Here is a 545-nt window from a genome sequence, read left to right on the forward strand (position 1 = left end):
TTTGCGCGTTGTGAGGAAAATTAATCGAAGTTTAGGCTTGCTCTCCTTAATCAACGGCTGGATTCTCATTGGCATGGGTTTATTGTTGTTTACAGGCCAATTGCAGAAGATAAGCGCCTGGTTAGCCGGGTTTACTTTTTTTACGTATTAGAAAGGAAGAGTTAGCAATGAAAAAATATTTAGCGGTTGTTGTTTTAATAGGACTGGTGATTTGGGGGTTGTATGATGTGGGGGCAAAGTCCAATTCAGCCGGAGTATCAACGAATACGGATCAAGGGCAGCAGTTGACAGTCGGTCTGGAAAAAGGGAATCTGGCGCCGGATTTTGAATTGCGGAGTGTAGACGGGAAGGCTATAAAGCTTTCCAGCCTAAGAGGAAAAAAAGTGATCGTCAACTTCTGGGCAACCTGGTGTCCGCCCTGCCGCCTGGAGATGCCGGAAATGGAAAAGTTTTATACCAAAACTAAAAATGAAGGGATTGAAATCCTGGCCGTCAATCTGACTAAAGCGGAAAAGAGCCGAGCGGATGTTCCGTCATTTATGGAA

The 545-nt window shown here is 44.8% G+C and carries 1 protein-coding gene; it reads left to right on the top strand.

Annotated elements, in window-relative coordinates:
• Positions 1-167 precede the first annotated feature (167 nt).
• Positions 168-545: peroxiredoxin family protein (locus DSOL_RS26300; RefSeq protein ID WP_139314649.1), on the top strand; the 378-nt coding region annotated here is incomplete at its 3' end.

This window comes from Desulfosporosinus metallidurans (assembly GCF_001936615.1).
Taxonomy (GTDB): domain Bacteria; phylum Bacillota; class Desulfitobacteriia; order Desulfitobacteriales; family Desulfitobacteriaceae; genus Desulfosporosinus; species Desulfosporosinus metallidurans.